This is a genomic window from Kaistia sp. MMO-174 (assembly GCF_037147815.1).
Taxonomy (GTDB): domain Bacteria; phylum Pseudomonadota; class Alphaproteobacteria; order Rhizobiales; family Kaistiaceae; genus Kaistia; species Kaistia nematophila.
Genome location: NZ_JBBCUO010000001.1, coordinates 865,342 through 887,824, shown reverse-complemented (window position 1 = coordinate 887,824; position 22,483 = coordinate 865,342). Strand labels below are relative to the sequence as shown.

The following is a 22,483-nucleotide window of genomic DNA, read 5'->3' as shown; positions in this document are numbered from 1 at the left end:
TTCAGAGTGGATCGGGAGGCGTCAGAGCGTGTCGATGAAGGCCTTGTAGGCCGCCTCGTCGAGCAGGCCGTCGAGTTCGCCGGGCTCCGTCAGCGTCAGCCTCCAGAACCAGCCGTCGCTCTCAGGCGCGTCGTTGATCATGGCCGGCGACTTTTCGAGCGCCGCGTTGACGGCGACGACGACGCCGGAAACCGGCGCGTATACGTCGCTCGCCGCCTTGACGGATTCGACCACGGCCGCGTCGTCGCCCTTGGCGAAGGTCTTTCCGACTTCCGGCAACTCGACATAGACGACGTCGCCCAGTTGCGACTGGGCATAGTCGGTGATGCCGACGAGGGCCTGGTCGCCCTCGAGCCGGATCCATTCATGGTCCTTGGTGAAATAGACGGTCATGATGATTTTCCCTGGAAGCGCCGTTCAGGCTTGTTTGCGGAAATAGCGGTGTGGAACGAAGGGCAAGGCGACGACGGACGCAGCAAGATCCTTGCCGCGCACCAGGAGCGTCACCGGCGTGCCGGGCGCGGCGTGTTCGGCCGCGATATAACCCATGGCGACGGGGCCGCCGGCGGTCGGGCCGAAGCCGCCCGAGGTGACGATGCCGATGGTGGTGCCAGAGGCGTCGCGGATCTCGGTGCCCTCGCGGGCTGGCGCCCTGCCCTCGGGCTTGATGCCGACGCGCAGCCGGGCCGGGCCGGCTGCCAGTTCACCAAGGATGCGGCCGGCGCCAGGAAAACCTCCCTCGGCGCGGCGGCGCCTGGCGAGCGCGAAACCGAGATCGGCCTCGACGGGCGACGTGGCCTCGTCGATGTCATGGCCATAGAGGCAGAGCCCGGCCTCGAGGCGGAGCGAATCGCGCGCACCGAGGCCGATCGGCTCGACCTCCGGCTCGGCGAGGAGGATGCGGACCAGCGCCTCGGAATCATCCGCCTCGACGGAGATCTCGTAGCCATCCTCGCCGGTATAGCCGGAACGGCTGACATGGCAGTCGATGCCGTCAAAGGCGAGGCGCGCGGCAGTCATGAAGCCCATCGAGGCAGCGTCGGGGCAGTGGCGCGCCAGCACCTCGGCCGCCCTCGGGCCCTGCAGCGCCACCAGCGCCAGATCCTCGGCCGGTTCCAGCACGACGCCCTCGGGCAGGTTGGCGGCGATATGGGCGTAATCGATCGCCTTGCGGCCGGCGTTGACGACCAGCGTCAGCGTGCCGTCCTCGTTCGGATCGGCGGAGCGCGTCACCATCAGGTCGTCGATGATGCCGCCTTCCGGCGTCGTCAGAAGCGTGTAGCGGATGCGGCCCGGCGCCAGCGCTTGGAAATCGCCCGGCGTCAGCGCCTCGAGCGCGCGGGCCGTGGTGGCGTGGTCGGGGCCGACCAGGAAGGCCTGTCCCATGTGGGAGACGTCGAACAGGCCGGCGCTCTCACGCGTCCAGTTGTGCTCGGCCAGAATTCCCTTGGGGTATTGCACCGGCATGGAATAGCCGGCGAACGGCACCATGCGGGCGCATAGCTCGCGATGGAGGTCGGCAAGCGGCGTCTCGAGATCGGCCGAATGAGCCATGCATCAGAATCCTCGACAGGGTCCAAATGGCACGGGCAGGCCCAATCCGGCCTGTTCCGCGCCCCCTCTGTCTGAGAACCTGAGAGATTTCCCGCCCCGCCATGCGGCGAACGCGGCTACTCCTTCGGTGAGCCTTCGCCGCATGCGGCAAGGGCTGCTTTCCAGAGCGTCGCCGACCGTCCGGTCCGTTGGCCTGAGAGTTTCCGGGGCGGTTGCTCCTTCGGCGCCGACGAGGCTCTCACCCCTTCGGTCTCTCCCGGCGGTCGTTCAGCCGGCGACCAGGGCCGCCGACTCGGCTGGATCGCGACACGGATCCAGCTTGTCTCGTTAGTGGCGGATCACGGGCATCCCTGTCAATCGGAATGCCCGCGCCATGACGAATTCGCCCGTGCTATCAGCCGCGGCCCTTGCCGGCCGCCTTGTCATCGAAGCCGACATAGATGCGGAAGTCAGTATTGCCTTCGCTGAGCGGCACGACGATCGAATCATCGATCTTGGTAAAGTCGGCCGCATAGCTCGGGGCCGCCAGCGAGACGGGGATCCGGGCCAGGTCGGACTTCAGGACCTTGTCGCGGCCTTCCATGACGACGATGCGCAGCGGCACGTTGACGGTCTGCGCCTTGCCGGCCGGCCCGGCGGCGACGCGCCCCTTGACGCCGAGCTTCACCACGACGCCGCCATTCGGCGACTTGAAGCACTCGCGCGCCGTGTCGTTGATCGTCGCCTGGTAGACGACCGGCGGACCAGCGCCGGTCAGCGGATCCGGCTTGCCGTTGGCGATCACCTTCAATTCTTCCGTGCCGGGACGGATCGCCACCGGCGGGCAGTCAACCGCGAAGCCGAAATTCTCGGCGTTGACGATCGTGGCGTTCTGCAGATTTTTGTTCGGCGCGCCGAAAAGAGCGTTGTTGACGACGTTGCCGCCGCCGGAAGAACCGTCGCTCACGCTGGAGCAGGCGGAAACCAGACCGGCCAGGGCTACGGCCGACGCGAGTGTCAGAAGGCGGCGCGACCCGGCCGGGCCACCAAAAGAAGAACCATGCATCCCAATAATCCTCGACGCTGATGCGCGACGTCTATAACAGTCCGATTGATCTTTGGCGACTGAGTGGCCGACCGCCCGCCGCACCTTGCCCGCCGCATCACGCGACGATAGGGTTGCAACAAAGAGCGGCTGGCTACAAGTCTCGCCGCATGTGGAGGCGTTTCTTCCGTGAAATATGTGAGCACGCGCGGTCTAGCCCCCGCGCTCGGCTTCTCCGACGTTCTTCTGGCAGGGCTCGCACGCGATGGCGGCCTGTATGTCCCCGAGACATGGCCGGCATTTTCCTCCGAGAGCTTCGCGCGCCTGGCCGGGCGCCCCTATCCTGAGATCGCCTATGCGGTGATTCATCCCTTCGTCGCCGGCGAGATCGCCGATGCGGACCTCGCGCGCATGTGCGCCGAGGCCTACGCGACCTTCCGTCATCCGGCCGTCGCCCCGCTGGTGCAGACGGGACCGAACAGCTTCATCCTCGAGCTCTTCCACGGCCCGACGCTCGCCTTCAAGGACGTGGCGATGCAGTTGCTGGCGCGGCTGATGGATCATGTCCTGGCCGAGCGCGGCCGTCGCGCCACCATCGTCGGCGCGACGTCGGGCGATACGGGCGGCGCCGCGATCGAGGCGTTCCGCGGCCGGGCCGCCACCGACATCTTCATTCTGTTCCCGCATGGCCGCGTCTCCCCGGTGCAGCAGCGCCAGATGACGACGGTGCACGACGCCAACGTCCACGCCATCGCGCTCGAAGGCACGTTCGACGACTGCCAGGCGATCGTGAAGGGCCTGTTCAACGACCACGGATTCCGTGATCGTGTCTCGCTCTCCGGCGTCAATTCGATCAACTGGGGCCGCATCGTCGCGCAGGTGGTCTATTACGTCACCGCCGCGCTTTCGCTCGGCGCGCCGGCACGCTCGGTTTCCTTCACCGTGCCGACCGGCAATTTCGGCGATGTCTTCGCCGGCTATGTCGCGAAGAAGATCGGCTTGCCGGTCGACCGGCTGGTGATCGCCACCAACACCAACGACATCCTGGCGCGCACGCTCGAAAGTGGCCGCTATGAGATGACGGGCGTTGTGCCGACGCAGTCGCCCTCGATGGACATCCAGATCTCGTCCAACTTCGAGCGGCTCTTGTTCGAGGCGGCCGGCCGCGACGGCGACGCCGTCCGTCGCCTGATGGACGGCCTCGGCCAGTCCGGCGCGTTCACCCTGCCCGAATCGGCGCTCGCGGGCATCCGCGGTGAATTCGCCGCCGGCCGCACCAGCGAAGCCGAGACCGAGACGACGATGCGCGACACGCTGGCGGCCGCCGGCTATCTCGCCGACCCGCACACCGCCGTGGCGCTTTCGGTCGCCGCGCGCCAGCCCGAGACCGGCTCGCCGATGGTGACGCTCTCGACGGCGCATCCGGCGAAGTTCCCGGCCGCGGTCGAGGCAGCCACCGGCATCCATCCCGCCCTGCCGCTCTGGCTCGGCGACCTCATGCAGCGGGAAGAGCGCTTTACCGTTCTTCCCAACAATATCGGTGCCATCGCCCGCTTCGTCGAAGCCCGGGCCCGCGCCATCCACGAAAAGGTGTGAAGCATGGCTCCTGAAGCATTCCTCATGCCGGTGATCCGCGCATGACCGTACAGGTGACGAAACTCAAGTCGGGGCTCACCGTTGCGACCCACGACATGAATCACCTGGAAAGCGCAGCGCTCGGCGTGTGGGTCGGCGCCGGCTCGAGACGGGAAGATACTTCGGAGCACGGCATCTCCCACCTGCTCGAGCACATGGCCTTCAAGGGCACGCGCAAGCGCTCGGCCACCGACATCGCCGAGGAGATCGAGGCGGTCGGCGGCGAGCTCAACGCGGCGACGAGCGTCGAGACCACCTCCTACTATGCGCGCATCCTGAAGCCGGATGCGGAGCTCGCCGTCGACATCCTGAGCGACATCCTCTGCAACTCGGCCTTCGACGCCGACGAGCTGAAGCGCGAGCAGCACGTCATCGTGCAGGAGATCGGCGCCTCGCTCGATACGCCGGAGGATCGCGTCTTCGACTTCTTCGTCGAGAGCGCCTATCCGAACCAGCCGATCGGCCGCACCATCCTCGGCACAGAGGAGACGGTGCGCCGCACCAATTCGAGCGACCTCTCTTCCTATCTCGACCGCCACTACCACGGCCCCAACATGGTGCTGGCGGCGGCCGGCAACGTCGATCACGACGCGCTGGTCAAGCTCGCGGAAGATCGATTCGCGAGCCTGCCCTCGGCCGAGCTCGACGCCGGCGAGCCGGCGCATTACCGCGGCGGCGAGATGCGCGAGACGCGCGACCTCATGGAAGCGCAGATCCTGCTCGGTTTCGAGGGCATGCCCTACAAGTCCGACGACTTCCACGCGGTGCAGATCCTCGCCTCGATGCTCGGCGGCGGCATGTCCTCGCGGCTGTTCCAGGAAGTGCGCGAGAAGCGCGGCCTCTGCTATTCGATCTACGCCTTCCACTGGAGCTTCGCGGATACCGGCCTGTTCGGCATCCATGCCGCGACCGGCGGCGATGACATCGAGGAACTGATGCCGGTGCTGCTCGGCGAGCTGGAGCGCGCCAGCCTCGACATCACCGAGGCCGAGCTCGGCCGCGCCCGCGCGCAGATGCGCGCCAGCCTGCTGATGAGCCTGGAGAGCCCGGCTGCCCGCGCCGGCCAGGTCGCACGGCAGCTGCTGCTGTTCGGCCGCCCCATTCCGGTTGAGGAAATCGTCGCCCGCATCGACGACGTCTCGATTTCGCGCGTACGCGACCTCGCGCATCGCATCTTCACCGGCAGCCCGCCGACGGTGGCCGCGATCGGCCCCATCGACAAGCTCGTGAACCATGGCAAGATCGCCGAACGGCTGGGATCGCCGATCGTCGTCTGAAGCAAGTTCCTGGCGATCGCGGCGGCCCGGCATCACCGGCCGCCGGGACCGTGACTACGAGGACCATGACCGATCCCTCGGGGCCGGTCGTTCTGGCGAGCAACGCGGAGCGGGGGCCCGGCGCGGCAAATGGAGTTCTTGCGGTCCGTCGTGCCATTCCACCCCATGCCGGTGCTCGCCACCGACAGGGTGATCCTGCGCGCCCCGGCCATGTCCGATTTCGCCGCCTGGTCCAGCCTTCGCGAACAGAGCCGCAGTTTCCTGACGCCCTGGGAGCCTCTCTGGCCGGTCGACGACCTGACCCGCGGCGCCTTCCGCCGGCGGATGCGGCGCTATCACAGCGAGATGCGCGCCAACACCGGCTATCCCTTCCTCGTCTTCACGACGGACGGAATGCAGCTCGTCGGCGGGCTGACGCTTTCCCATGTCGTGCGCGGCGTCACGCAAAGCTGCTCGCTCGGCTACTGGATGGGCGCGCCCTACGCCGGCAAGGGGCTGATGACGGCCGCCGTCCGGACCGTGATCCCCTTCGTTTTCGACACGCTGCGCCTGCACAGGCTGGAGGCCGCATGCCTCCCCCACAACGCGGCATCCATCCGTCTTCTCGAAAAAGCCGGATTCACCCGCGAAGGCTACGCTCGTCGCTATCTCTGCATCGAGGGCCGGTGGCAGGACCACCTTCTCTACGCGATCGTCAGCGATGATCCACGACCTTGAGACGCCGTGCTCCGTCGGGCTCCGCCTGACTGGGCGAAAGGAACTGTTGCCAGCTTGTCACGCAGCCGAAATTTCCTTGTGCTGCTACGACCCGGATAGTACTTCTCGACGGCCTTCGGGCCTTGGAGGTTTGTTTGTTGCTTAACCGCTTCGTCGCCGCGGTCCTTTTTGTCCTGTTCGCGGTCGTCGGCACTGCCACGCACGTGCAGGCGCTCGACGCCGTCAACGTTCCGCTCGACGGAACGACGCTCGACCTGACCAAGGCCGTCGAACGCGCTTCGCGCGATCCGTCCGATCGCGTCCAGGTCTCGACCGCGCCCGGCGCCGACGGCATCGTCCGCCGCATCGAGGTTCGCTCCAACGAAGCCGGCGGCACCTCCTACTGGGTTTCCTTCGCGCTGGCGAACAATGGCGACGAGCAGATCGACCGCCTCCTGGTGGCGCCGCATTTCCGTCTCGCCAATTCCGGCCTGCTGATCCCCGACCTCGGCGCCTCGCGCATCGCCACCGTCACGCCGAGCCAGGGTTTCGCGCCGGAGCGGCAGGCAAGCCAGGAAGCCGACGTCTTCCGCGTCACGCTCGATCCCGGCGCCGTGGTCACCTTCGTGGCCGAGCTGCGCACACCCGTGCTGCCGCAGCTCTATCTCTGGGATCCCGACAACTACAAGGACGCGATCAACAGCTACACGCTGTATCACGGCATCGTCCTCGGCATTTCCGGACTACTTGCGCTGTTCCTGACCATCGTGTTCGTCGTCAAGGGAACCGCGATGTTCCCGGCGACCGCCGGCCTCGCCTGGTCGGTGCTGATCTATCTCGCCATCGATTTCGGCTTCTGGAACAAGGTCATCCAGATCGCGCCCGGCGACGACAAGATGTGGCGCGCCTTCGCCGAGGTGCTGCTGTCGGCGACGCTGCTGATCTTCACCTACACCTATCTGAACCTGAACCGCTGGCACGCCCGCTACAGCCACGCGACAATCGCCTGGCTGGTCGGCCTGCTGATCCTGCTCGGCGTCGCCGTGTTCGAGCCCGGCATTGCCGCCGGCGTCGCGCGCTTCTCCTTCGGCCTCACCGTCACGCTCGGCTTCGTCGTCATCATCTACCTGGCGATGCACCACTACGACCGCGCCATCATGCTGATCCCGACCTGGGTGCTGCTGATGGTCTGGATCCTCGGCGCCTATCTGACGGTGACCGGCAACCTCGCCAACGACGTGATCCAGCCGGCGCTGAATGGCGGCCTCGTGCTGATCGTGCTGCTGATCGGCTTCACGGTGATGCAGCACGCCTTTGCCGGCGGCGCGATCGCCCAGGGCGCGATCGGCGAGACCGAACGCCGCGCGCTGGCGCTGACCGGCGCAGGCGACATCGTCTGGGACTGGGACGTCGCGCGCGACCGCATCTATACCGGCTCCGACGCCGAGGACCTGCTCGGCCTCAAGCACGGCACGCTGGAAGGCCCGGCGCGCGACTGGCTCGACGTGCTGCACCCCGCCGACCGAGACCGCTTCAAGGCGACGCTGGACGCCGTCATCGAGCAGCGCCGCGGCCGCATCGCGCAGGATTTCCGCCTCCGCGCCGAGGACGGCCACTATCGCTGGTTCCACCTGCGCGCCCGCCCGGTGCTGGGCTCGGACGGCGAAGTGACGCGCTGCGTCGGCACGCTCGCCGACGTCACCGAGGAGCGCACGGCGGAGGAACGGCTGCTGCACGACGCCGTGCATGACAACCTGACCGGCCTGCCGAACCGCGAGCTGTTCATGGACCGCCTGGCATCGGCCGTGACGCGCACCCAGGCCGAGGGCGCCGCCCGCCCGTCCGTGTTCGTGCTCGACATCGACCGCTTCAAGCAGGTCAATGACGGCTTCGGCCTCTCGGTCGGCGACTCGATCCTGCTGACCATCGCCCGCCGCCTTACTCGCCTCCTCAAGCCGCAGGACACGCTGGCGCGCATCGCAGGCGACCAGTTCGCCTTCCTGCTGATCTCGGAAAGCGAGCCCGAGCGCATCGCCGGTTTCGCCGATTCCGTCCGCCGCACGCTGCGCGCGCCGATCTCGTTCGGCGACAAGGAGATCTTCCTGACCGCGTCGATCGGCATCGCCATGCACGACAGCAAGCAGAGCGAGGCGTCCGAGATCGTCAAGGATGCCGAGATCGGCATGTACTACGCCAAGCGGCTCGGCGGCGACCGCATCGAAGCGTTCCGGCCGGCGCTGCGCCAGCATGGCGCCGACACGCTGACGCTCGAAGCGGATCTGCGCCGCGCCATCGGCCGCGAGGAGATCAAGGTTCTCTACCAGCCGATCGTGCGGCTGGAAGACCGGACGATCGCCGGCTTCGAGGCGCTGGTGCGCTGGGACCATCCGCAGCATGGCCGCATTCCGCCGGCGGAGTTCATCCCGCTCGCCGAACGCAACGGCCTGATCATCCCGCTCGGCCTGTTCGTGCTCGAACGCGCCGCCAAGCAGCTTTCCGACTGGCAGGAACAGCTCGGCCGCGACGTGCCGCTGTTCGTCTCCGTCAACATCTCCAGCCGCCAGCTGCTCCGCCACGACCTGATCAGCGACGTGAAGTCGGTGCTGTCGCGCTCGGCCGTCACGCGCGGTTCGCTCAAGCTCGAGCTGACCGAGAGCCTGGTGATGGAGAACCCGGAATATGCGGCGCAGGTGCTGACCCGCGTCCGCGAGCTCGGCGCCGGTCTGTCGCTCGACGATTTCGGCACCGGCTATTCGTCGCTCTCCTATCTGCAGCGCTTCCCGTTCGAGACGCTGAAGATCGACCAGAGCTTCGTCCGTGGCCCCTCCGCCAAGCAGAAGCGCGTGATCCTGCGCGCCATCATCGGCCTGGCGCACGAACTCGGCATGGATGTCGTCGCCGAAGGCGCGGAGACGGAGGACGACGCGCTCGACCTCTACGATCTTGGCTGCGAGTTCGCGCAGGGCTTCCTGTTCGGCCAGCCGATGACGGCGCCGGAAGCCGGCAAGCTGATCTTCCGCGAAGAAGAGGCGATGATCGCCTAAGGGGCTGCGCCGGAGGCGGAGCCTCCGGCTACCCGGCGTTCAACCGATGCGGAAGCCGGCGCGCAGGACGCGGCCGGCCTTCTCCCGATCAGGCGACCTGCCGGCATTGCGCCGAGGCATAGACGCGCTCCAGCACGCGCTCGCGCAGCCGCATCAGCTCGCCATCCGCGGTGACGCGGGCGAAAAGCTGCTTCTCCTCGCCTTCGAGCTGATCGTGCCGCGACAGGCGCCGTGCGATGGCATCCTCGCCGAGCGGCGACATGCCCTCGAACGAACTGCCGCCGCCCTCGGCCGCCACGCGGTTCAGCGCGCCCTCGTCCGGAACGAGACAGAGGCTCGCGGCGATCTCGGCCCGATAGTCAGGATCCACCACCCAGCGGTCATAATAGATGCCGACATGGCCGTGCAGACGGTCCGTCTCGCCGAGGAATTCGCGCGCATGCATCTTCCAGAGCGCGATCGAGTTCTGGAAGTAGGTGTCCGCCCGCTCGCCGCCATAGAGCAGATGCATGCCGCCCTTCATGCGGATGCGGCTGGCGAACATGTTGAGCGGATCGCGAAGCAGGAGGATGTGCCGGCAGCGGCGTGGCCAGGGCGTGAAGATCGGCCGGTCGATCGGCCAGTCCTCCAGGCTGATGCAGAGGCCGCGGGCCATCAGCTTCCAGCCTGTCTCGCGCAGCATCCTGCGCTGCTGGCGGCGGGCGCAAAAGCGGGGGAACCAGTGCCAGAAGGCCTTGGTCCCGAACGGGTCGCCGAGCAGCGCCGGAACCTGCTCGCGCTGCAGGATGTCATTCAGGAAAAATGCGGAGTTCGTCAGTCCCGTCCAATTGAGGACGACGTGGTTGCCGCTCCTCCTCATGCCGTGAAACGCCCAGATCTGCATGAAAGCTGCCCCGTGTGGCCGCCCCATGCCCCATTCCCAAAATGAGGAATATTATTTCATAAGGCTACCAACCTATACACGTTCTCGTGATCGAGCACACGCGACCGGTTTGCAGCCGGATTGCCGTCACGGCGCTTGACAGCGCCCCGCCCCATCCCTCTATTCCCGTCTCATGTCGCGGAACGAAAATGCCATGGCCGACGCCTCCAAGCCCCCGCTCGAAATCCTGCTCTGCGCGCCGCGCGGCTTCTGCGCCGGCGTCGATCGCGCGATCCAGATCGTCGAGCTGGCGCTGCAGCGTTTCGGTGCGCCGGTCTATGTCCGGCACGAAATCGTGCATAACCGCTATGTGGTCGACGGCCTGCGCGAGAAGGGCGCGGTCTTCGTCGAGGAACTGGACGAGATCCCGGACGACGGCCAGCCGGTGGTCTTCTCGGCGCATGGCGTGCCGAAATCCGTGCCGGAGGACGCCCGCGCCCGCGAGATGTTCTTCCTCGACGCCACCTGCCCGCTCGTTTCCAAGGTGCACAAGGAAGCGCAGATCCATTTCAAGCGCGACCGCGAGATCGTCCTCATCGGCCATGCCGGCCATCCCGAGGTGATCGGCACCATGGGCCAGTTGCCGGACGGCAGCGTGACGTTGATCGAGACGGTCGCGGACGCCCGCGCCTTCACGCCCAAGAACCCGGAACAGCTCGCCTTCATCACCCAGACGACGCTCTCGGTCGACGATACCTCGGCGATCGTGAAGGTGCTGACGGAACGCTTCCCGGCGATCACGGCGCCGCACAAGGAAGATATCTGCTACGCGACCACCAACCGGCAGGAAGCGGTCAAGCGCATCGCCGGCGACGTCGACGCGATGATCGTCGTCGGCGCGCCCAACTCGTCCAACTCCCAGCGCCTGCGCGAGGTGGCCGAGCGCGAGGGGTGCGCGGTCTCGGTGCTGATCCAGCGCGCCTCCGACATCGACTGGTCCCAACTCGGCGACATCCGGCGCGTCGGCGTCACGGCCGGAGCCTCGGCGCCCGAAATCCTGGTCGAAGAGGTGATCGACGCCTTCGCCGCCCGCTACGCCGTCTCGGTCGAGGTGGTGCGCAACGCCGAAGAGACGATCGCCTTCAACCTGCCCCGCGAACTCCGCCTTCCAGCCGCAGAATGAGCATTTCCTGATGGCCGTCTATACCGAGATCGCCGACGACGAACTCGCTTGCTTCATCGCGGGCTACGACATCGGCAATGTCGTCTCCCTCAAGGGCATCGCCGAGGGAGTCGAGAATTCGAACTACCTGCTTGTGACGGATGCAGGCCCGCACATCCTCACCCTCTACGAGAAGCGGGTCGATCCGAACGACCTCCCCTTCTTCATCGGCCTGATGGAGCACCTGGCAAGCCGCGGCATCAACTGCCCGCAGCCGGTGCGCAACCGCGAGGGCCAGGCGCTCGGCATGCTGGCCGGACGGCCGGCGGCGATCGTCACCTTCCTGCAGGGCATGTGGGTGCGGCGTCCGCGCGCCGATCATTGCCTCGCCATCGGCGGTGTGCTGGCTGAGCTGCACATCGCCGGCGAAGGCTTCGAGCTGACCCGGCACAATGCGCTGACCGTCGATGGCTGGCGGCCGCTGTTCGACCGCGCCTCGGCGCGCGCCGACGAGGTGATGCCCGGCCTCGCGGACGACATCCGCGCCGAGCTCGACCTGCTGGAGAGCACCTGGCCGACCGACCTGCCGCGCGGCGTCATCCACGCCGACCTCTTCCCCGACAACGTCTTCTTCCTGCAGGACGAGCTGTCGGGCGTGATCGACTTCTATTTCGCCTGCAACGACTTCCTCGCCTATGACGTCGCCGTCTGCCTGAATGCCTGGTGCTTCGAGCCGGATGGCTCGCTCAACGTCACCAAGGCGCGCGCGCTGCTCGCCGGCTACCAGAAGGTGCGTCCCTTCACGCCGGCCGAGCTCGCGGCGCTGCCGCTCCTGGCGCGCGGCTCGGCGCTCCGTTTCCTTTTGACCCGTCTCTACGACTGGCTCAACGTACCGCCCGGCGCGCTGGTCGCGCCGAAAGACCCTCTCGAATATCTGCGCAAGCTCCGCTTCCACCGCATGGTGGCGGATGTCAGCGCCTATGGATTGATCCTTTGACCGACGAAAAGCGCATCGCCATCTGGACCGACGGCGCCTGCTCCGGCAATCCCGGACCGGGCGGCTGGGGGGCCGTTCTCATCGCCGGCGAGCATGAGAAGGACCTGAAGGGCGGCGAGGCCGACACCACCAACAACCGCATGGAACTGACGGCGGCGATCGAAGCTCTCGACGCGCTGAAGCGGCCCTCCGTCGTCGACCTGCATACCGACTCCCAATATGTGAAGGGCGGCATCACCGGCTGGATCCATGGCTGGAAGCGCAATGGCTGGAAGACGGCCGACAAGAAGCCGGTGAAGAACGTCGACCTCTGGCAGCGCCTCGATACGGCGCTGCAGCGCCACAAGGTGACCTGGCACTGGGTCAAGGGCCATGCCGGCAACGAGGAAAACGAGCGCGCCGACCAGCTCGCCCGCGAGGGCATGGCGCCCTACAAGGTGAAGAAGAAGAGCTTCACGCCGGGCTGATCGCCCGCTCCCAGAGGCGGCGCACGCCGAAGCGGTCGAACGACGTGTCGTTCGAAATGAGCGCGATGTCCTCGATCAGCGCCTGCGCGATCAGGAGCTTGTCGAACGGATCCGGATGGCCCTCGGCGATCGTCTCGGCGCGGACGGCATGCGCCGTCGTGATCGGCAGGCGCCCGAAGCCGGCAAGGTCGATCTCTTCCTCGACGTGATCGGCAAGCCGCTGCATGGCGGGCAGGATGCCGATGCGGCGCTTTCCCATCAGTTCCAGCACGGAGGCGGCGCTGATCAGGGGATCGTTGCCGGCGTCGGCGATGGCCGCCCGGGCGGCGGGCGCCAGCCGCGGGCTCCCCATCATCCACCAGAACCAGACTTGCGTGTCGAGCAGCAGCCGCATGGTCCCTAGTGATCCCATTGCGACGGGTCGGAAGGCGGATAGGGATCGAAGAAGCGGTCGTCGAAATCAATCATCCCGCGCAGACGACCCGGGATACGCGGCGAGCGATCCGGAGCCGGCTCGGCAGGCCCGAGCGGGACAACCCGCGCGACCTCCGTGTCGCCGCGCATCAGCACGACATCCTCGCCCGCCAGGGCCTGGACGACCAGGCGGGAGAGGTTGGTCTTCGCCGCGTGCATCTTGACCCGTACCATCGCGGAAAACCCATCGGCCTATATCCAGCTAATGAGTTTCCGCAACGGAAGCAAGGAGGCTAGAGCAGCTCGAGGATCGCGGCCGCGCCGGAGCCGGTGACGCCACCGGCTTCCTCGACGTTCAGCGTCTTGACCACGCCGTCCTCGACGATCATGGCGTAGCGCTTCGAGCGGATGCCGAGGCCATTGGCGGAGAGGTCGAACTCCAGGCCGATCGTCTTGGTGAACTCGCCGGAACCGTCGGCGAGGAACAGGATCTTGTCCTCGGCGCCGGTGGCCTTGGCCCAGGCGCCCATGACGAACGCGTCGTTCACGGCGATGACGGCGATGGTGTCGACGCCCTTGGCCTTGATGGCGGCGGCCTGCTCGAGATAGCCCGGCAGGTGGTTCTTGTGGCAGGTGGGCGTGAAGGCGCCGGGGACGGCGAACAGCACGACCTTCTTGCCGGCGAAGATATCGGCTTCCGTCTTTTCGACGGTGCCGTCCGGGGTCACGACCCGGAACTTCGTTGCGGGGATGCGATCGCCAACCGAGATGGTCATCTCGTGCTCCATGGATTGCGGTGGGTGGATTGGATTCGGGAGGAATGCGGCGCGGGGCAGCACTCCGGGAAGCAAGCGCGGCGACGTTACGGCTTCGCGTCGCCGGCGTCGAGCGTGAAAGTCCGGCTGGTGGCGCCGGCCTCGCCCGTGAGCGTCAGGCGGATCTCCGTGCCGGCTATGGTCCCGGCGGCCGTACGGCGGTCGACCGCGAAACGGAAGACGCGCGCCCCACCCTCGCCTTCCGCCGCCTTCGGCGGGTCGGCGAACCAGTCGCCCGGCGTCTCGACGAAGAGCGCTTCCTTGCCCGACGCGTGATAGCGCGCCTCGAACTCCGGCTTCTGGTCCGATCCGCCGCTTCGCTTCAGCGACAGCAGTTCGAGCGCGCCCGGCTTGCCCGGCCCCGGCAGCGCCGCCCGCGCAGCGGCGATCAGGGTGGAGGCCGCGCCGTCATGCCCCGCATTGCCGACGTCGAGCGACGTCGTCATGTGCACGGGGATGCAGATCTCCTCGCAGATGCCGATGTCCATCTTGACGTCGAGCGTCACAGGGTCGGCCTTGTCGGCGACCGTGAAGCGGACCGGAAGCACCACACGGTCGCGATAGATGTTGGAGGCCGCGTAGCCGTCGTCGTAGCGCTCGGGCGCGGGGTATTCGACGGCCGCGGCCTCGGCATTCGTCGAAGCGGAGAAATCGAAGCGCGGCGGCACGCCGGCATCGCCCGGCGAGCGCCAATAGGTCTTCCAGCCCGGCGCGAGCTCGATCTCGATCGCCCCTTCCAGCGTTCCGTCCGCCGCCGGCGTGGCGGCGACGAGGCGCGCCCGGACCTTATCGGCGGAAACCCACGGACCGATCGCGGCGAAGGCTGGCAGGGAAAGGACGGCGGGGAGAAGGCTGAGGAAGAGGCTTCGTATGCGCATCCGCCAAAGCTAGCCGGGCTTTCGGGCGACCGCCAGATGGGTGGGATGCGGAACGATCATTTGTTTGTGTCCCGCCCTACGAATCCCGGCCCGACCTTTTCTTTTGGAGCACCCGTGCTACGCTTTCAGCCATGGCCGAGAAACAGACCCGCATGCCGGTCGAGCCGAGCTATCTCGACGGGCAATTTTTGATCGCCATGCCCAGCATGGCGGACGGTCGGTTCGCCCGTTCCGTCGTCTATATTTGCGCCCATTCCGCCGATGGCGCGATGGGGATCGTGATCAACCAGATCGCCCCGCAGATCGACTTCGTCGACCTCCTGATCCAGCTCGACATCATTCCCGACGGCCCCGAGATCCGCCTTCCGCCCAAGGCGAACCGCATGATCGTGCAGCGCGGCGGCCCGGTCGAGACCGGACGAGGCTTCGTGCTGCACAGCGCGGATTACTTCATCGAGAATTCGACCCTGCCGATCGCCGAGAATGTGTGTCTGACAGCAACGCTCGAGATCCTGAAGGCCATCGCCTCCGGGTCCGGTCCCCGCAACGCAATGCTGGCCCTCGGCTATGCCGGCTGGGGACCCGGCCAGCTCGAGGCGGAGATCCAGCACAATGGCTGGCTGCATTGCGCCGCCCCGTCCGACCTGATCTTCGATCCGGAACTCGCGACCAAGTATGATCGCACCATGGCGCTGCTCGGGGTCGACCTCGCCATGCTCTCCGACGAGGCCGGCCACGGCTAGGGTCAGTCGCGGCGCTTCAGCACGCCGCGCGCGTAGGCGATGAAGACGCCGACGAGCGCCAGCGCCAGCCCGAACCACGTCACCACATACTGCAGGTGGTTGTTGGAGAAGGTGACGGTGGTCTCGCCGCCCTGCGGCAGGCCGCCGGGGTTCGGCGTCGCGTCCGCGTCGATCGTGTAGGGCGCGACGGATTCAACCGGCAGGCCGCTGCGCGCCGCGAACTTGTCCGGCTGGCGCGCGAACCATTGCTGGCTGGTCGGCTTGGCCGAAGCCTGGAACCTGCCCGGCGTCTCCGGCCGGCGCATCAGGCCAGTCACGGTGACACGCCCCGTCGTCAGGCCCTCAGGCCGGGTCGACGCGATTTCCTTCTCCACCGGCACGAAGCCGCGATTGACGTAGACGATCCAGCCTTCATCCGTCCTGAGCGGCGTGAACACGAACCAGCCGACCCCGCCGACCGGGCCGCGCGGCTCCATCAGCGAGCTGTAGAGATGCGCCTCGTCATCATGCAGGAATTCACCTGAAACGGTGACCGGCGTGTAGTCCGCCTCGGCAAGGTCGAGCGTCTTCCACTGCCCCGGCCCGGGTGCGGCGATCGGTGTCTCCTTCAGGCGGCGATCGACCTGGGCGATCAGCGCTTCCTTCCAGTGCAGGCGCCTGACCTGCCACATGCCGAGCGAGCACAGGATGGCGAAGACGATCGCGGTGGCGATCGCGGGCAGGATCAGCTTGCGCACGGGCGAGCGGCGGGTCGTATCAGACATGGTATCTACCGGACATGGAAAGCGCGCCGGGTCAGCCCTGTTCGAGCCGCCCCTCCTCCGCCTTGTGGCGATACTGGATCGCGATCATCAGCCCCTTCGCCGGCCGGAGCAGCCCGAGCGCCAGCGCGAAGACGAGCGGGATCCAGAGCAGCGCATGCACCCAGAAGGGCGGCTGGAAGGTGAATTCGACATAGAGCGCAAGGAAGGCGACGATGAAGCCGACGATCAGCATGATGAAGACGGCCGGGCCGTCGCCGGCGTCGCTGAACGAATAGTCGAGGCCGCAATTGCCGCAGCGCGGCGCCACCTGCAGAAAGCCGGAGAACAACCGCCCCTCGCCGCAGCGCGGACAGCGGCCATGCAGGCCGGTGCTGGCGGGCGTCAGCGGCGGATAGATCGCCTTGTCGCGATGGGATGGGCTGGGATCGGACAAGACCGGCTCCTGTTCTCGCTGGAGCCCTTGCATGTCCAGGCGGGGAACGGCTCCGGCTCCCGGTCTGATCGCGCGCACCGGCGGCGAAACGACATCCGTCTCGGCGGCGAATGCCCTCGCGGCAGGCTCGCAACCCTGCCCGCAAATGAAACGGGCGGCCCGAGAGCCGCCCGTCCGTATTCCGGTTAGCCGCCGTGCATCGGCGCGCCCCAGCCGCCCCACACGTAGATCGTGAAGAACAGGAAGAGCCAGACGACGTCGACGAAGTGCCAATACCAGGCAGCCGCTTCCATGCCGAAGTGCTCCTTCGGCGTGAACTGGCCGGCAAGCGCGCGCAGCAGGCAGACGATCAGGAAGATCGTGCCGATGATCACGTGGAAGCCGTGGAAGCCCGTCGCCATGAAGAAGGTGGCGCCGTAGATGTTGCCGCCGAACGAGAAGGCCGCATGGGCATACTCGTAGGCCTGCACGCAGGAGAAGATCAGGCCGAGCACGACGGTGCAGACCAGGCCCCACTTCAGGCCTTCGCGGTCATTGTGCAGCAGGGCGTGGTGCGCCCAGGTCAGCGTCGTGCCGGAGGTCAGAAGGATCAGCGTGTTGAGCAGCGGCAGGTGCCAGGGATCGAACACCTCGATGCCCTTCGGCGGCCAATGCCCGCCGGTGAAGCTGTAGCGGGCGACGTTCTGCGCTTCGCTCGCGAACAGGCTGGCGTCGAAGAAGGCCCAGAACCAGGCCACGAAGAACATCACTTCCGAGGCGATGAACAGGATCATGCCGTAGCGCAGGTGCAGCTGCACCACGCGCGTATGATGGCCCTGCTGGCCCTCGTGGATGACGTCGGCCCACCAGGCGTACATCGTGTAGAGGACCATCAGCAGGCCAGGGACCATCCACAGCAGGGATCCGCCATGCATGTAGCTGATGCCGCCGAGCGCCAGCGCGAACGCGCCTGCCGAGGCCACGAAAGGCCACGGGCTCGGGTTGACGAGGTGATAGTCGTGTTGCTTGGCGTGGGCCTCAGCCATGGAGATGCTCCCCGGTCTTTCTCAAAGCGACTTTCCCGCGTTCGTCGCAGGGATCGCGGCGACGGGCGCCGGGGTCTGCTCCGAACTCGGGAAGAAGGTGTAGGACAGCGTGATCGTGTCGACGTTGCGCGTCTGGTAATTGTCGACGATCGCAGGGTCGATGAAGAAGGTTACCGGCATCTCGACCTTCTCGCCCGGCTTCAGCGTCTGCGACGTGAAGCAGAAGCAGGCGATCTTGTTGAAATACTGGCCCGTGATTTCCGGCGTGACGTTGAAGGTCGCCGTGCCCGTCGAGGTCCGTTCGGTACGGTTCTCGGCGAAGAACTTCACTTCGCTGATCTCGCCGATCTTGACCGTCATCTGGCGCTGCTCCGGACGGAACGCCCAGCCAATGCCGTTGGCGACGTTGCCGTCGAAGCGGACTGTGATCGTGCGGTCCAGCGCCTGCTTCGGAGCGGAATCGGCGCGAACCGGCGTGCCGCCATAGCCCGTCAGCTTGCAGAACATGCTGTAGAGCGGCACCGACGCGAACGCCGCGCCGACCATTGCCGCCACGAACACGCAGCAGGCCGCCGCCGTCAGACCGTAGGACCGCCCGCGCGGGGGATTGCTCATCTCAGGACCTCATATCGGCCGGTTGACGATGACGCCCGGCCCCATCTTGACGATGGTGACCACGTAGAACAGGGCGACCAGGGCAAACAGCACCGCGGCGATGGCGATCGAGCGGGCGCGGCGCCGACGCTTCTGTTCCTCCGTCAGACGGATACCGTCTTCTTCGTTCATGGCGATGTCCTTCATGCGACGAAGCCCAGCAAGCCAAGGCAGCGTTCGACAAGCAGCATGGCGAAGAGCAGGAAGAGATAGAGGATCGAGAAGGCGAACAGGCGCTTGGCCGGCAGCATCGACTTGTCGTCGTCGCTCATCCGATAGACGCGGAAGGCGAGGAGGACGAAGCCGGCGCCAAGCGCCGCGGCGGCGATGCCGTAGGCGAAAGAGGCGAAGCCGAGGATCGCCGGCAGCACGCCGATCGGCGCCAACAGGATCGAGTAGATAAGGATCTGCTTGCGGGTCTCGGCCATGCCGGAGACGACGGGCATCATCGGGATGCCAGCCCGCTCGTAGTCTTCCGACTTGAAAAGCGCCAGCGCCCAGAAATGGGGCGGCGTCCACATGAAGATCATGAGAAAGAGCACGATGCTCTCGAGGCTGACGCTGCCGGTGACGGCAGCCCAGCCGACCATCGGCGGCAGTGCGCCGGCGGCGCCGCCGATCACGATGTTCTGCTGCGTCGACCGCTTCAGCCACATCGAATAGATGACGACATAGAAGAAGATGGTGAAGGCGAGCAGCGCGCCGGCGACGGCGTTGACGAACAGCGCCAGCAGCGCGACCGAGAATCCGGCGAGCGTCAGGCCAAATGCCAGCGCCTCGCCTTCGGTGATCGTGCCCTTCGGGATCGGGCGCGACTGGGTGCGCTTCATGATCCGGTCGATGTCGGCGTCGTACCACATATTGAGCGCGCCCGAGGCGCCCGCGCCGATGGCGATGCAGAGCAGCGCCGTGAAACCGAGCACCGGGTGGATGCCGCCCGGCGCAAGAACCATGCCGACCAGGGCCGTGAAGACGACGAGCGACATCACGCGCGGCTTCAGCAGCGCGAGATAGTCGGATGGGCTAGCGAGATTGCCGGCCACGGTGTCGATCCGGTTCAGGTGCACGTCGGACATTGTGTGTTCTAGCTACTCAAAAAAGGAGGGCCGGGACGCATCCCGGCCCCTGGTCGTTGCGCGGTTAGTGCTTGGTGTCACCAATGCGCGGCAGGACTTCCCACTGATGGAAGGGCGGCGGCGACGACAGCTGCCACTCGAGCGTCGTGGCACCCGAACCCCACGGATTGTTGGGAGCCGGAACCTTCTTCAGGAAGGCGTCGATGACGCCGTAGAGGAAGATCACCACGCCGGCCATCGAGATGTACGAGCCGATCGACGAGACGAAGTTCCAGCCCCAGAACGCATCCGGATAGTCGGCATAGCGGCGCGGCATGCCGTCGAGGCCGAGGAAGTGCTGCGGGAAGAACACCAGGTTCACGCCGATGAACATGACCCAGAAGTGCAGCTTGGCGACAGTCTCATTGTACATGTAGCCGAACATCTTCGGGAACCAGTAGTACCAGCCCGCGAAGATCGCGAAGACGGCGCCCAGCGACAGCACGTAGTGGAAGTGCGCCACCACGAAGTAGGTGTCGTGGAAGGAGCGGTCGAGACCGGCATTGGCCAGCATGACGCCCGTCACGCCGCCGACGGTGAACAGGAAGATGAAGCCGATCGCCCACAGCATGGGAGCCTTGAAGTCGATCGAGCCACCCCACATCGTCGCGATCCAGGAGAAGATCTTGATGCCTGTAGGCACCGCGATGACCATCGTCGCGGCGACGAAGTAGGCCTGCGTCTCGAAGGACAGGCCCGTCGTGTACATGTGGTGAGCCCACACGATGAAGCCGACGACGCCGATCGCGACCATGGCGTAGGCCATGCCGATGTAGCCGAAGATCGGCTTCTTCGAGAAGGTCGAGATGATGTGGCTGACGATGCCGAAGCCCGGCAGAATCAGAATGTACACTTCCGGGTGACCGAAGAACCAGAACAGGTGCTGGAACAGGATCGGATCACCGCCGCCTTCCGGCTTGAAGAAGGTGGTGCCGAAATTACGGTCGGTCAGCAGCATGGTGATCGCGCCGGCGAGGACCGGGAGCGACAGCAGCAGCAGGAAGGCGGTAACGAGCACGGCCCAGGCGAACAGCGGCATCTTGTGCAGCGTCATGCCCGGAGCGCGCATGTTGAAGATCGTGGTGATGAAGTTGATCGCACCGAGGATCGACGAGGCGCCCGAGATGTGCAGGGCCAGGATCGCGAAGTCGACGGCCGGACCTGCCGCGCCCTCCGGACCCGAGCCGGACAGCGGCGGATACATCGTCCAGCCACCGCCGACACCGTGCTGGCCAGCCGCGCTCGGCATGAACAGCGAGATGAGCAGCAGCAGCAGCGAGGGCGGCAGCAGCCAGAACGAGATGTTGTTCATGCGCGGGAACGCCATGTCCGGCGCGCCGATCATGATCGGCACCATCCAGTTGCCGAAGCCGCCGATCATCGCGGGCATGACCATGAAGAAGATCATGACCAGGCCGTGCGCGGTGACGAAGGTGTTGAAGACGTAGGGGTTGCCGAAGATCTGCAGACCAGGCTGCTGCAGCTCCAGACGAATGCCGACCGACAACGCACCGCCGATGATACCCGCGACGATCGCGAAGATCAGGTACATCGTGCCGATGTCTTTATGGTTGGTCGAATAGACCCAACGACGCCACCCTGTCGGGTGGTCGTGGTGTTCAGCAGCGTGTGCAGCACCCGTGGCCATGGCCTGCTCCCTTTTCGTGTCCTACGGCGTCACGGCGCTGGCGCGCCGGAGCCGATCAATTGCAATCCTGCGTGGGTAGGCTGCCCTCAGCGGGCAGCGACCTCGACAGCGGTTTCCGAGGCCTTGGCGACCTTGTCCTTCGCGACAGCCTCCGCCAGCGCCTTGTAGGCGCCCGGCAGATCGTCCTTCGCCTGGGCGACCCAGGTCTTGAACTGGTCCGGCGACACGACGCGGATGGCGATGGGCATGAAGGCGTGGTTGACGCCGCAGAGCTCGGAGCACTGGCCGTAATAGACACCCTCGCGCTCGGCGAGGAACCAGGTCTCGTTCAGGCGACCGGGAACCGCGTCGACCTTGATGCCGAACGCGGGCAGCGCGAACGAGTGGATCACGTCGGCGCCAATGACCTGCAGACGGACCACCGTGCCCACCGGAACGATCATGTCGTTGTCGACGGCGAGCAGGCGCGGCTGATTGACGGGATCGGTGCGATCCTTGTCCTCGAGCATGGTCGAGTCGAAGGCGACGCCCTCATTGTCCGGATATTCGTAGTTCCAGTACCACTGCAGGCCGGTCGCCTTGACGGTCAGCGTCTTGGCCGGGTCGTAGTCCTTGATGATGCGGCCGGGGTCTTCCTGCGCGAACAGCAGCGAGAAGGACGGAACCGAGATGCCGATCAGGATCAGGATCGGGGCGAGCGTCCACACGACCTCGATCATCGTGTTGTGCGAGGTGCGCGAGGGCACCGGGTTCGCCTTCGCATTGAAGCGGAGAACGACATAGACGAGCAGCGCCAGGACGACGAGCACGACGATCGCCATGGCGACCGTGATGCCGAAATTGAAGCTGCGGATCTTTTCCATGATCGGGGACGCAGCGGGCTGCATCCACATCGCCCAGGGGGTCGGCTGAGCGGCCTGCGCCACGCCCATCAATCCGCCCAGTGCCGCCGCAGACGCTCCACCGAGCGCCAAAAATGATCCGAGACGCGTGATCGCCTTCGTCACGTGTACACTCCCTATCCATGCCTTTACGGCATCGAAGCCGATCAGCGCAACGAAGCTCGAAAAACGGCCTCCGTTGCGCCATTTTCCACAACACTATAGGCCGAAGGCGTTTTTCTGCCATGCGGAGAGTTCGGATTCGGCCGAATATCGACCGAGACAAACCACATGCCCCTTTGCCTAGCAACGGGGGATCGTGAGATGAGATGCGGCAAATCGCGCTCGATGGGGAGTCCCGCAAGGGTTACTGCGGCGAGCGTCGTCGTGCATTG

Annotated in this window: 24 protein-coding genes and 1 riboswitch; of the genes, 8 read left to right on the top strand and 16 right to left on the bottom strand. The window is 66.2% G+C overall.

Translation table 11 applies throughout. From position 1 onward, the window contains the following. Nucleotides 1-21 precede the first annotated feature (21 nt). The 3 genes from gcvH to WFK98_RS03905 form a co-directional block, all read right to left on the bottom strand. The gene (gene gcvH, locus WFK98_RS03915; RefSeq protein ID WP_336799333.1) at nt 22-393 is read right to left on the bottom strand and encodes a glycine cleavage system protein GcvH; all 372 of its coding nucleotides are present in this window, start codon (nt 391-393) and stop codon (nt 22-24) included. A 24-nt stretch (nt 394-417) separates the two neighbouring features. Beyond that, the gene (gene gcvT, locus WFK98_RS03910; RefSeq protein ID WP_336799332.1) at nt 418-1,554 is read right to left on the bottom strand and encodes a glycine cleavage system aminomethyltransferase GcvT; all 1,137 of its coding nucleotides are present in this window, start codon (nt 1,552-1,554) and stop codon (nt 418-420) included. Nucleotides 1,555-1,724: 170 nt separating this feature from the next. Then, a riboswitch (glycine riboswitch) is annotated at nt 1,725-1,823 on the bottom strand. Nucleotides 1,824-1,948: 125 nt separating this feature from the next. Continuing rightward, the gene (locus WFK98_RS03905; protein WP_336799331.1) at nt 1,949-2,599 is read right to left on the bottom strand and encodes a hypothetical protein; all 651 of its coding nucleotides are present in this window, start codon (nt 2,597-2,599) and stop codon (nt 1,949-1,951) included. 168 nt (nt 2,600-2,767) lie between these two features. Here WFK98_RS03905 and thrC point away from each other — a divergent pair, with 168 nt between their 5' ends. From thrC to WFK98_RS03885, 4 genes are all read left to right on the top strand, one after another. Continuing rightward, nucleotides 2,768-4,174, top strand: a complete 1,407-nt coding sequence (gene thrC / locus WFK98_RS03900) for a threonine synthase (protein ID WP_336799330.1) — start codon at nt 2,768-2,770, stop codon at nt 4,172-4,174. 41 nt (nt 4,175-4,215) lie between these two features. After that, nucleotides 4,216-5,490 (top strand): M16 family metallopeptidase, encoded by a 1,275-nt coding sequence (locus WFK98_RS03895; RefSeq protein ID WP_266339827.1) that lies wholly within the window; start codon nt 4,216-4,218, stop codon nt 5,488-5,490. A 129-nt stretch (nt 5,491-5,619) separates the two neighbouring features. Further along, nucleotides 5,620-6,207, top strand: coding sequence for a GNAT family N-acetyltransferase (locus tag WFK98_RS03890; protein ID WP_266339826.1), 588 nt, complete (start codon nt 5,620-5,622; stop codon nt 6,205-6,207). 134 nt (nt 6,208-6,341) lie between these two features. Then, nucleotides 6,342-9,230 (top strand): EAL domain-containing protein, encoded by a 2,889-nt coding sequence (locus WFK98_RS03885; RefSeq protein WP_420909644.1) that lies wholly within the window; start codon nt 6,342-6,344, stop codon nt 9,228-9,230. Nucleotides 9,231-9,318: 88 nt separating this feature from the next. Here WFK98_RS03885 and WFK98_RS03880 read toward each other — a convergent pair whose 3' ends face one another. Next, entirely contained in the window at nt 9,319-10,113 is a 795-nt protein-coding gene (locus tag WFK98_RS03880; RefSeq protein ID WP_336799329.1) for a hypothetical protein, read from the bottom strand. 193 nt (nt 10,114-10,306) lie between these two features. Between WFK98_RS03880 and ispH the strand changes: the two genes are divergently transcribed. The 3 genes from ispH to rnhA are packed head-to-tail and all read left to right on the top strand — an operon-like array spanning nt 10,307 to nt 12,718. Next, nucleotides 10,307-11,275, top strand: coding sequence for a 4-hydroxy-3-methylbut-2-enyl diphosphate reductase (gene ispH / locus WFK98_RS03875; RefSeq protein ID WP_266339824.1), 969 nt, complete (start codon nt 10,307-10,309; stop codon nt 11,273-11,275). A gap of 10 nt (nt 11,276-11,285) precedes the next feature. After that, nucleotides 11,286-12,251 (top strand): homoserine kinase, encoded by a 966-nt coding sequence (locus WFK98_RS03870; RefSeq protein WP_266339823.1) that lies wholly within the window; start codon nt 11,286-11,288, stop codon nt 12,249-12,251. Next, the gene (rnhA, locus tag WFK98_RS03865; RefSeq protein ID WP_266339822.1) at nt 12,248-12,718 is read left to right on the top strand and encodes a ribonuclease HI; all 471 of its coding nucleotides are present in this window, start codon (nt 12,248-12,250) and stop codon (nt 12,716-12,718) included. The genes WFK98_RS03870 and rnhA overlap by 4 nt, the downstream gene beginning before the upstream one ends. On the opposite strand, the gene WFK98_RS03860 is transcribed toward rnhA, so the two are convergent. From WFK98_RS03860 to WFK98_RS03845, 4 genes are all read right to left on the bottom strand, one after another. Continuing rightward, nucleotides 12,705-13,112, bottom strand: a complete 408-nt coding sequence (locus WFK98_RS03860) for a type II toxin-antitoxin system VapC family toxin (protein ID WP_336799328.1) — start codon at nt 13,110-13,112, stop codon at nt 12,705-12,707. The two genes, rnhA and WFK98_RS03860, sit on opposite strands and share 14 nt — an antisense overlap. A gap of 5 nt (nt 13,113-13,117) precedes the next feature. Then, nucleotides 13,118-13,366 (bottom strand): type II toxin-antitoxin system Phd/YefM family antitoxin, encoded by a 249-nt coding sequence (locus WFK98_RS03855; RefSeq protein WP_266339820.1) that lies wholly within the window; start codon nt 13,364-13,366, stop codon nt 13,118-13,120. 59 nt (nt 13,367-13,425) lie between these two features. After that, nucleotides 13,426-13,908: a peroxiredoxin gene (locus WFK98_RS03850; RefSeq protein ID WP_336799327.1), complete on the bottom strand. Its 483-nt coding sequence runs from the start codon at nt 13,906-13,908 to the stop codon at nt 13,426-13,428. Nucleotides 13,909-13,994: 86 nt separating this feature from the next. After that, nucleotides 13,995-14,825, bottom strand: a complete 831-nt coding sequence (locus WFK98_RS03845) for a protein-disulfide reductase DsbD domain-containing protein (protein ID WP_266339818.1) — start codon at nt 14,823-14,825, stop codon at nt 13,995-13,997. Nucleotides 14,826-14,956: 131 nt separating this feature from the next. Here WFK98_RS03845 and WFK98_RS03840 point away from each other — a divergent pair, with 131 nt between their 5' ends. Further along, complete coding sequence (locus WFK98_RS03840) at nt 14,957-15,568, top strand: YqgE/AlgH family protein (RefSeq protein ID WP_266339817.1); 612 nt, start codon at nt 14,957-14,959, stop codon at nt 15,566-15,568. Between the two features lie 2 nt (nt 15,569-15,570). Here the strand turns inward: WFK98_RS03840 and WFK98_RS03835 are convergent, their stop codons facing one another. The 8 genes from WFK98_RS03835 to coxB all read right to left on the bottom strand — a co-directional run bounded on the left by WFK98_RS03835 (nt 15,571) and on the right by coxB (nt 22,139). After that, on the bottom strand, nt 15,571-16,332 hold the full coding sequence (locus tag WFK98_RS03835) for an SURF1 family protein (RefSeq protein ID WP_266339816.1): 762 nt from the start codon (nt 16,330-16,332) through the stop codon (nt 15,571-15,573). A gap of 31 nt (nt 16,333-16,363) precedes the next feature. After that, nucleotides 16,364-16,798 carry a DUF983 domain-containing protein gene (locus WFK98_RS03830; protein WP_266339815.1) on the bottom strand — a complete coding sequence of 145 codons (435 nt, stop codon included), beginning with the start codon at nt 16,796-16,798 and terminating at the stop codon, nt 16,364-16,366. Nucleotides 16,799-16,950: 152 nt separating this feature from the next. Continuing rightward, nucleotides 16,951-17,790, bottom strand: a complete 840-nt coding sequence (locus WFK98_RS03825; protein WP_266339814.1) for a cytochrome c oxidase subunit 3 — start codon at nt 17,788-17,790, stop codon at nt 16,951-16,953. Between the two features lie 21 nt (nt 17,791-17,811). Beyond that, the gene (locus WFK98_RS03820) at nt 17,812-18,405 is read right to left on the bottom strand and encodes a cytochrome c oxidase assembly protein (RefSeq protein ID WP_266339813.1); all 594 of its coding nucleotides are present in this window, start codon (nt 18,403-18,405) and stop codon (nt 17,812-17,814) included. 9 nt (nt 18,406-18,414) lie between these two features. Beyond that, nucleotides 18,415-18,576 carry a hypothetical protein gene (locus WFK98_RS03815; protein WP_266339812.1) on the bottom strand — a complete coding sequence of 54 codons (162 nt, stop codon included), beginning with the start codon at nt 18,574-18,576 and terminating at the stop codon, nt 18,415-18,417. An 11-nt stretch (nt 18,577-18,587) separates the two neighbouring features. Next, the gene (gene cyoE, locus WFK98_RS03810; RefSeq protein ID WP_336799326.1) at nt 18,588-19,520 is read right to left on the bottom strand and encodes a heme o synthase; all 933 of its coding nucleotides are present in this window, start codon (nt 19,518-19,520) and stop codon (nt 18,588-18,590) included. Nucleotides 19,521-19,584: 64 nt separating this feature from the next. Then, the gene (gene ctaD / locus WFK98_RS03805) at nt 19,585-21,207 is read right to left on the bottom strand and encodes a cytochrome c oxidase subunit I (protein ID WP_266339810.1); all 1,623 of its coding nucleotides are present in this window, start codon (nt 21,205-21,207) and stop codon (nt 19,585-19,587) included. A gap of 86 nt (nt 21,208-21,293) precedes the next feature. Further along, nucleotides 21,294-22,139, bottom strand: coding sequence for a cytochrome c oxidase subunit II (coxB, locus tag WFK98_RS03800; RefSeq protein ID WP_266339953.1), 846 nt, complete (start codon nt 22,137-22,139; stop codon nt 21,294-21,296). Nucleotides 22,140-22,483: the final 344 nt, after the last annotated feature.

Bases quoted from the DNA above. Each gene is read 5' to 3' on its own strand.
- WFK98_RS03820 (WP_266339813.1), bottom strand. From the start codon at position 18,405: ATGAGCAATCCCCCGCGCGGGCGGTCCTACGGTCTGACGGCGGCGGCC.
- WFK98_RS03835 (WP_266339816.1), bottom strand. From the start codon at position 16,332: ATGTCTGATACGACCCGCCGCTCGCCCGTGCGCAAGCTGATCCTGCCC.
- WFK98_RS03845 (WP_266339818.1), bottom strand. From the start codon at position 14,825: ATGCGCATACGAAGCCTCTTCCTCAGCCTTCTCCCCGCCGTCCTTTCC.
- WFK98_RS03880 (WP_336799329.1), bottom strand. From the start codon at position 10,113: ATGCAGATCTGGGCGTTTCACGGCATGAGGAGGAGCGGCAACCACGTC.
- WFK98_RS03830 (WP_266339815.1), bottom strand. From the start codon at position 16,798: ATGCAAGGGCTCCAGCGAGAACAGGAGCCGGTCTTGTCCGATCCCAGC.
- gcvH (WP_336799333.1), bottom strand. From the start codon at position 393: ATGACCGTCTATTTCACCAAGGACCATGAATGGATCCGGCTCGAGGGC.
- WFK98_RS03850 (WP_336799327.1), bottom strand. From the start codon at position 13,908: ATGACCATCTCGGTTGGCGATCGCATCCCCGCAACGAAGTTCCGGGTC.
- ctaD (WP_266339810.1), bottom strand. From the start codon at position 21,207: ATGGCCACGGGTGCTGCACACGCTGCTGAACACCACGACCACCCGACA.
- coxB (WP_266339953.1), bottom strand. From the start codon at position 22,139: ATGGGCGTGGCGCAGGCCGCTCAGCCGACCCCCTGGGCGATGTGGATG.
- WFK98_RS03825 (WP_266339814.1), bottom strand. From the start codon at position 17,790: ATGGCTGAGGCCCACGCCAAGCAACACGACTATCACCTCGTCAACCCG.
- WFK98_RS03870 (WP_266339823.1), top strand. From the start codon at position 11,286: ATGGCCGTCTATACCGAGATCGCCGACGACGAACTCGCTTGCTTCATC.
- ispH (WP_266339824.1), top strand. From the start codon at position 10,307: ATGGCCGACGCCTCCAAGCCCCCGCTCGAAATCCTGCTCTGCGCGCCG.
- WFK98_RS03855 (WP_266339820.1), bottom strand. From the start codon at position 13,366: ATGGTACGGGTCAAGATGCACGCGGCGAAGACCAACCTCTCCCGCCTG.
- WFK98_RS03860 (WP_336799328.1), bottom strand. From the start codon at position 13,112: ATGCGGCTGCTGCTCGACACGCAAGTCTGGTTCTGGTGGATGATGGGG.
- gcvT (WP_336799332.1), bottom strand. From the start codon at position 1,554: ATGGCTCATTCGGCCGATCTCGAGACGCCGCTTGCCGACCTCCATCGC.
- WFK98_RS03905 (WP_336799331.1), bottom strand. From the start codon at position 2,599: ATGCATGGTTCTTCTTTTGGTGGCCCGGCCGGGTCGCGCCGCCTTCTG.
- cyoE (WP_336799326.1), bottom strand. From the start codon at position 19,520: ATGTCCGACGTGCACCTGAACCGGATCGACACCGTGGCCGGCAATCTC.
- WFK98_RS03840 (WP_266339817.1), top strand. From the start codon at position 14,957: ATGGCCGAGAAACAGACCCGCATGCCGGTCGAGCCGAGCTATCTCGAC.
- WFK98_RS03890 (WP_266339826.1), top strand. From the start codon at position 5,620: ATGGAGTTCTTGCGGTCCGTCGTGCCATTCCACCCCATGCCGGTGCTC.
- WFK98_RS03815 (WP_266339812.1), bottom strand. From the start codon at position 18,576: ATGAACGAAGAAGACGGTATCCGTCTGACGGAGGAACAGAAGCGTCGG.
- WFK98_RS03895 (WP_266339827.1), top strand. From the start codon at position 4,216: ATGACCGTACAGGTGACGAAACTCAAGTCGGGGCTCACCGTTGCGACC.